The organism is Labrenzia sp. THAF191a, assembly GCF_009363335.1.
Taxonomy (GTDB): domain Bacteria; phylum Pseudomonadota; class Alphaproteobacteria; order Rhizobiales; family Stappiaceae; genus Roseibium; species Roseibium algicola.
The window spans coordinates 2,127,549-2,135,000 of the sequence record NZ_CP045333.1; the positions used below are offsets into that span (position 1 = coordinate 2,127,549).

The 7,452-nt window shown below is 58.9% G+C and carries 7 protein-coding genes (1 of these 7 cut by a window edge); 5 read left to right on the plus strand and 2 right to left on the minus strand.

Annotation, left to right across the window (positions count from 1 at the left end; translation table 11 throughout):
• Window positions 1-2: 2 nt before the first annotated feature.
• Both FIV05_RS09870 and FIV05_RS09875 read right to left on the minus strand, forming a co-directional pair.
• Entirely contained in the window at window positions 3-1,304 is a 1,302-nt protein-coding gene (locus FIV05_RS09870) for a TRAP transporter large permease (RefSeq protein WP_152509440.1), read from the minus strand.
• Between the two features lie 25 nt (window positions 1,305-1,329).
• Window positions 1,330-1,854: a TRAP transporter small permease gene (locus FIV05_RS09875; protein ID WP_088665207.1), complete on the minus strand. Its 525-nt coding sequence runs from the start codon at window positions 1,852-1,854 to the stop codon at window positions 1,330-1,332.
• Between the two features lie 247 nt (window positions 1,855-2,101).
• Between FIV05_RS09875 and FIV05_RS09880 the strand changes: the two genes are divergently transcribed.
• The 5 genes from FIV05_RS09880 to FIV05_RS09900 form a co-directional block, all read left to right on the plus strand.
• A complete protein-coding gene (locus tag FIV05_RS09880) occupies window positions 2,102-3,082 on the plus strand; it encodes a TRAP transporter substrate-binding protein (RefSeq protein WP_031269012.1) in 981 nt (326 codons plus the stop codon).
• Between the two features lie 40 nt (window positions 3,083-3,122).
• Window positions 3,123-4,943 carry a glycoside hydrolase family 2 TIM barrel-domain containing protein gene (locus tag FIV05_RS09885; protein ID WP_152509441.1) on the plus strand — a complete coding sequence of 607 codons (1,821 nt, stop codon included), beginning with the start codon at window positions 3,123-3,125 and terminating at the stop codon, window positions 4,941-4,943.
• Window positions 4,940-5,680 carry an FCD domain-containing protein gene (locus FIV05_RS09890; protein WP_152509442.1) on the plus strand — a complete coding sequence of 247 codons (741 nt, stop codon included), beginning with the start codon at window positions 4,940-4,942 and terminating at the stop codon, window positions 5,678-5,680. Before FIV05_RS09885 ends, FIV05_RS09890 begins: the two co-directional genes overlap by 4 nt.
• An 80-nt stretch (window positions 5,681-5,760) precedes the next feature.
• Window positions 5,761-6,942 (plus strand): mannonate dehydratase, encoded by a 1,182-nt coding sequence (gene uxuA, locus FIV05_RS09895; RefSeq protein ID WP_152509443.1) that lies wholly within the window; start codon window positions 5,761-5,763, stop codon window positions 6,940-6,942.
• A gap of 117 nt (window positions 6,943-7,059) precedes the next feature.
• A protein-coding gene (locus tag FIV05_RS09900) for a dihydroneopterin aldolase (protein ID WP_152509444.1) crosses the window boundary here: on the plus strand, window positions 7,060-7,452 show its 5' portion. 6 nt of this gene lie beyond the right edge of the window; the window shows 393 of its 399 coding nt (coding positions 1-393); the start codon lies at window positions 7,060-7,062; its stop codon lies beyond the right edge, outside the window.

The following is a 7,452-nucleotide window of genomic DNA, read 5'->3' on the forward strand; positions in this document are numbered from 1 at the left end:
TCCTAGTAGCCGAGGAGAACGCGCGGCAGGAACAGGCTGAGGGCAGGCACGTAAGTGACCAGCAGCAGGAGAGCGACCAGCACCGCGTAGAAGCCGAGCATGGGTTTGAGTACCTGGCCAATCTTCACCCCGCCGACCGAGCAGCCGACAAAGAGTGCTGACCCCACGGGCGGTGTACAGATGCCGATACACAGGTTGAAGGTCATGACGACGCCGAAATGCACCGGGTCCATGCCGAGATCTTCCACCACCGGCAGGAAGATGGGGGTGAAGATCAGCAATGCGGGCGTCATGTCCATGAAGGTGCCAACCACTAGCAGCGCCAGGTTGATGATCAGCAGCAGGACGAGCGGATTTTCAGAAAGGCTCAGCAGCGTGTCGGAGATCGAATAGGGGATATCCGCAAAGGCCATCGCTTTCGACATGGCGATGGAACAGCCGATCATCAGCAGCACGATGGACGTTGTCACCGCGCTTTCCAGGATGATGCCCGGAAGTTCGCGCGGCGAGATTTCCCTGTACCAGATCACGCCAAGAAAGAGCGTGTAGACAACGGCAACGGCTGAAGCTTCGGTTGCCGTGAAGATGCCGCCGATGATGCCGCCCATGACGATCACGATCAGGCCAAGCGGCAGCATGGCGTCCAGCGTCTTGGCGATAACTTCCTGGATGCTGGGCCGTTCGGCAACCGGGTATCCCCTGCGCTTGGCAATGATGCCGGCGACGACCATCAAGCTGAGCCCCATCAGGATGCCCGGAATGTATCCGGCAACGAACAGGGCCGCGATGGAGGTGCCGTTGGTAATCAGCGAATAGACGATGAAGGTTGCGCTCGGCGGGATCAAAAGGCCGGTCGGGCAGGAGGCGATGTTGACCGCCGCGCTGAACGCCGGATCGTAGCCTTCCTTCTTCTGAAGCGGAGACATCACGCCGCCGACAGCGGCGGCCGAGGCAACGGCGGAGCCCGAGATGGAGCCGAACATCATGTTGGCGATGACGTTGCAGTGGGCAAGCGCGCCGGGCAGGCGGCCGGCCAAAACCTTGGCGAACTCGATCAGGCGCATGGCGATGCCGCCCCGGTTCATGATGTTGCCTGCCAGAATGAAGAACGGAATGGCCAGCAGGGTGAAGCTGTCGAGACCGGAGGCGACCTGCTGCGCGACGATATAGACCGACTGGTCGAACGACATGAACAGCAGGAAGGTGGCGAAAGCTGCAAGACCGATGGCGAAGGCGATCGGTACGCCCAGGATCATCAGAAAAGCGAATGTCCCGAACAGGACGAGGACAGATTGGATATCCATGAAGTTACTCGTTCCCGGTCAGGTTTCAGTCCAGAGGGCCGCCGACGCTGGCGGTGCCTTCCTGCTCGTTCGGGCCGCGGCCAGTGCGAAAGAGGTCGGCCAGAAATGTCAGGCAGTAGTAGAGAATGCAGAGCCCGGAGAACGGGATCGCGATATAAACGAGGCCCATGGGAAGGCGCAGCGCCGGGGATACCTGCTGGGTTTCCAGTGTCCGGCTGACCAGGTCGAGGCCGCCGTAAACCATCACGACCCCTGCAAAGAGTGCAATGGCGGCAATGATGCCGACATTGACCAGAAGGCGCAGGATGCCGGTGGTGATGACGGGCAGCAGGTCGATGGCAAGGTGTCGTCGCTGGCCGAAGGTGTAAGCCCCGCCCAGCAGAGCAACCCAGATGAACAGGAAACGGGCCATTTCGTCTGTCACCGTGCTCGGGCTTTGCAGCACGTAGCGCGAGACGACCTGCCAGACGACACAGGCAACCAGGACGGCGAAGGCGATGGTGATGACGAGACGCAGGACCATGTCCACGCCTCTGGTGATGACTGTCACGATATTCCTCCCGCGCAGGCCTCGTTCTTGCCGCGGCAACAGGCGCGGCGTGGGCTCCGACACATTAAGACATGCGTCAGGAAATTAAATTGGTCAACCAATTTTCCAAAAAAGGTTGACTGATTTTGAAAATTGGACGAACAATTCCTCATCCGCGGCGGTCTGGCCTTGCAAGTCCCGCGGCCAACCGATCCGTTCCGGCACGGAACGCAAGTCCTGCGGCCAAGGCTGCAATTGGGAGGAAATCATGTCGAAATTCGTTAAGCTGGCGGCTGTTCTTGCCGCGGGCGTCGTCGCTCTGGGTTCTGCCGCCAGCGCCAAGACGCTGCGCCTCAACCACAACAACCCGGAAGACCATCCGCTGCACAAGTCGATGCAGTTCATGGCCGAACGCGTTGAAGAGCTGACAGACGGCGATCTGAAAATCCGCATCTATGCCAATGCCCAGCTTGGCACCCAGCGTGAATCCATGGAGCTGATGCAGAACGGTTCCCTGGACATGGCCCGTTCCAACGCATCCGAGCTGGAGGCCTTCGAGGAATCCTACGGTGCGCTCAACCTGCCCTACATCTTCGTCAGTGCCGACCACTACTACGACGTTCTGACCAATGACATCGGCGCGGACATTCTTGCCTCGTCCGAGGACAAGGGCTTCATCGGCCTTGCCTATTACATCGAGGGCGCCCGTTCCTTCTACGCCAACAAGGCGATCCACTCCCCGGCCGACCTGAAAGGCATGAAGATCCGCGTTCAGCCGAGCCCGTCCGCGATTCGCATGGTTGAGCTGCTCGGTGCCAATCCGACCCCGATTGCCTGGGGCGAGCTTTACAGCGCCCTGCAGCAGGGTGTTGTCGATGGCGCTGAAAACAACCCGATCGCGCTTACGTCCGCCCGTCATGGCGAGGTTTCCAAGTTTTATTCCGACGACGGTCACACCATGATCCCGTCCGTCGTGATGATTTCCACCAGCTCCTGGAACGATCTGACAGACGAGCAGAAGGAAGCCATGCGCACGGCCGCACGTGAATCCATGGATTTCCACCGCGAGCAGTGGGACGCTATGAGTGCGGAAGCGGTCGAGACCGCGAAGAGCGAACTCGGCGTGGAATTCGTCGAAGTGGAAAAGGGCCCGTTCATCGAAGCGGTCCTGCCGATGCACGAAGAAGCGGCGGCCAAGTCTCCGGTCGTTGCCGACCTGATCAAGCGCATCAAGGCAGCTGCACAATAACATCTGAAAACACCTGAAAGTCCTGCCGGAGACCTGACCGATGCTCGAACGCTCCCATCTCGCCGACAACGCCTTGCAGGCGCTGCATGACGAAGACTATGACGTGCCCTTCAACACGCAGTCCTTGTGTCATGACGGCCTGATCTTCATGGGTGGGCGGGCATCGGAAAGCCTTGATGGCGACTGGACGTTCTGTGTCGATCTGCTCGACACCGGCCTCCGGCAGAAATGGTTTGCCATGCTGCCGGAGGCACCGGAGAACCGCACTGAACCCTGGGACTATGATCCCTACATGGGGGAAACAGTGCCGGTTCCGTCCAACTGGGCGACGATTAAGGAGAAGTGGTACTTCTTCGAAGGCAGCGCCTGGTACACGCGGGCTCTCGACATCGAGACGGTGGACAGTTCCAAACGCCAGTTTCTGAGGTTCGGTGCCGCGAGCTACGACTGCAAGATCTTCCTGAACGGCGAGTTCCTTGGCAACCACTACGGTGCGTCGACACCTTTCTGCGTCGAGCTTACGGGCAAACTGAAGACCGGTCGTAACTGGATCATGGCCTGCGTCAACAACACCCGGACACGCGACCGGGTGCCGATGCGCAATACCGACTGGTTCAACTACGGTGGTCTCTATCGGGAAGTCTCATTCTTCGAAACACCGAAGACCCTTATCAAGGACTTCTTTCTCTACCTTGTGCCGGACGGCACGTATTCCACGCTGCGGGCCGAAGTCACCGTCGACGGTGTGCCGGCTGGTGCTGTGACCCTTTCCATTCCCGGGCTTGGCATTGAAAAAGAAATAGTGCTGGATGCGGACGGCAAGGGAACGCTCGACATTTCATCCCGGCCGCAACTATGGAGCCCGGAAGCGCCCGTCCTTTATGATGTCAGCGTCACCTGCGGCGAAGACCGTGTGTGCGACCGGATCGGTTTTCGGCAGATCGAGCGCCGCGGCACGGATATTCTGCTGAACGGGGCACCTCTGTTCCTTCGCGGGATTTCCGTCCACGAGGACGATGCAATCCTCGGCAAGGTGACAAATGAGGATGATTTGCGCCGCCGCTTTGCCCATGCGCGCGAACTCGGCTGCAACTATCTGCGTCTTGCACATTATCCGCATCACGAGCGGGCGGCTCAGATTGCTGATGAACTCGGCTTCTTGCTGTGGGAGGAAATCCCGGTCTACTGGGCCATCGATTTCGCCAATCCGGCAACCTATCGCGACGCTGAAAACCAGTTGTCGGAACTGATCAAGCGGGATCGCAACCGGGCAAGTGTCGTTATCTGGTCCGTCGGAAACGAGAATCCTGACACGGATGCCCGGCTTACCTTCATGAAAGGCCTTGCCGAAACCTGCAAACGTCTCGATCCGACCCGGCTGACTTCCGCAGCCTGTCTGGTGAACCACGCCCGGAACCGGATTGAGGACAGGCTCGCGGCGCATATCGATATCATCGGCCTCAACGAATATTACGGATGGTATGAAGAGAATTTCGATGACCTTGCCGCGATCGGGGAGAACTCGGACCCGGACCGTCCGGTGGTGATTTCGGAAACGGGTGCTGACGGCGTTATCGGTGAGAAAGGTCCGAAGTCTGGCCTCTTCAGCGAAGATTACATGGCCGAAGTCTACACCAGACAGATCGCAACTCTGCGCGAACTTGGATATATCAAAGGCATGTCGCCGTGGATACTTTACGATTTTCGTGTTGAACGGCGCCAAAATATTTTCCAGAACGGCTATAACCACAAGGGGCTGATTGCCGCCGACAAGAAAACCAAGAAAAAAGCATTCCATATCCTGGCCGACTATTATCGCGAGATTGCAGCTGCCGGGGAGGGTGCAAGGAAGGCCTCATGACCAGCGATGCTGCAAAGCGCCGGTACCAGGAAATTGCCGAACTTCTCGCAAGGCGTATCGAGGAGGAGGGCTACAGGCCCGGCGACAAGTTTCCGACCGAGCGACAGATTTCGGTCGAACTCGGTATCAGCCGTTCTCTGGTGCGCGAAGCTTTCATTGTTCTTGAAATCGAAGGTTACCTCGATGTGCGCAAGGGGTCCGGCAGCTATGTCGCCGCCGGCGAGAAGATTTCGCTACATATTCCGAAAGCAGACTACGGCCCCTTCGAATTGCTGCAGGCCCGCCAACTCCTGGAAAGCAGCATTGCCGGCTTTGCCGCCACCACGATCACCAAAAGCGACATCATTCATCTGCGTGAGACGCTCGATCTGGAGCGCAGGGCGATCGAGCACGGTGAGGAAGATTACACCGCCGACCGGCAGTTCCACCGGCAGATCGCCGAGGCAACCCAGAACTGTGTTCTGGTGGACCAGGTGGAAGACCTCTGGAACAAGCGTGAAAACAGTTCCATGTGGGCTCGGCTGCATGACCGCATCTTCGATCTCAGCTACCGGGCCAAATGGCTGGATGATCACGCCGAAATTCTGGAGGCATTGCGCCACCGTAACTCCGAGAAGGCGCGCCTTGCCATGTGGCAGCACCTGGAAAACGTTCGCCTGACCCTGCTCGAGCTTTCCGACGTCGGCGACCCTGATTTCGACGGTTACCTTTATACCCCGGCACAGGCCGCACCCTGAGCGCCGGGCCTCATGTGCGCCAGACGCAAGACCCCAAACACAAAACGCTGCAGCGATAACAACAAGAAAGACTTCAGGCGATGATCGAAAGCTGGCGCTGGTTCGGACCGCAGGACCCCATCTCCCTGAGGGATATCCGCCAGACAGGTGCACGCGGCATCGTCACCGCCCTGCATGACATTCCCAACGGCACCTTCTGGCCGGAAGAGGAAATCGCTTCCCGCCGTCGCATGATCGAGACAGCCGGCCTGGAATGGGTCGTCACCGAGAGCATCCCGGTGCATGAGGACATCAAGACCGGGGCGCCCGGATGGGAAAAGTGGGCGGTAAACTGGGCGGAGACGGTTCGCGCGCTGGCACGTCAGGGCATCAAAACGATCTGCTACAATTTCATGCCCGTGCTGGACTGGACCCGGACGGATCTCGACTACGAACTGGAAGACGGTGCAACCGCCCTGCGGTTCGAGTTCGCCGCCTATGCCGCTTTCGATCTGTTCATCCTGAAACGTGAGGGCGCTGAGGCTGACTATGATGCCGCCGATATAGCGCTCGCCGAGGAACGCTTTGCCCGGATGTCCATCGAGGAGCGGGACAGGCTGACCGCCAATATCATTGCAGGACTGCCCGGTTCGGAAGAAAGCTACACGCTGGAGACATTCCGGGACCGCCTCGCGTCTTATCGCGGTATCGGTCGGGAAGAGCTTTTCCGGAACCTTCAGAACTTCCTTGAAATCGTCGTGCCGGCCGCCCAGGAGGAGGGTGCCGTACTGGCCATCCATCCGGATGATCCGCCGAGGTCTCTCTTCGGTTTGCCGCGAATTGTCGGGTCGATCGGTGATCTGCAGCGAATTGCCGGCATGAACCCGTCAATGGCAAACGGCTTTACCGTCTGCTCCGGGTCGCTTGGTGTCAGCGCCGGCAACAATATTCCCGAAATCATCGATGCATTGGGTGAGCGGATCCATTTTGCCCATCTGAGGGCAACCAGGCGCGAGCAGGATCCCCGCAGTTTCCGCGAAGATGCGCATCTTGAGGGCGACGTCGATATGGTCGCCATCATTCGCGCATTGCGGCGCATGGAACGACAAACGGGTAAGTGGATCCCGATGCGGCCGGATCATGGGCATCGCATATTGAACGATCTCAGCGGAACTTCGACGCCCGGGTATCCGGCGATCGGCCGGTTGCGGGGACTGGCGGAGCTGCGCGGTGTGACCCGGGCGGTTGATATTCTGGATCCAGTCGAAGCGGCGGCTGAATAGGTCATTCGGGCAAGGCAACAACCTTGACCGGGCGCGGTATCCGATTACATCCATCTGCTGAGAAACTTCACGGCAATGGCGATGGAACCGGTCATGCCCGAGATCCCGGAGACCTGAATGGAAAAGAATGTCGATTACCTTGTAGAGGACGGGCACGATGTCATCCTCATCGAAGGACTGAAAGTCGCGACGCAGATCGGCATTCTGGACAGCGAGAAAAACCGGACACAAACCGTCTGCTTCGATATCGAAATGCAGACCGTTACCGGCTATCGCCGGATCGTGCGCGAAACGGGTGCGTTTGTTTCCTATGCCGACGCGGTCGAATTCATTCTGCAAAAGGCAGCCTCCGGCGGTCATATCGACCTGGTCGAGGATTGGGCTGAAGCCGTTGCGGAATTCGTTTTGACGAATGAGCTGGTTGAAGGCGTCAGCGTGAAGGTCACCAAGCCGGATATCTTCGAGGAAGCCGAGGGCGTCGGCATTCGCATCAAGCGCCGCCGGCCGTCC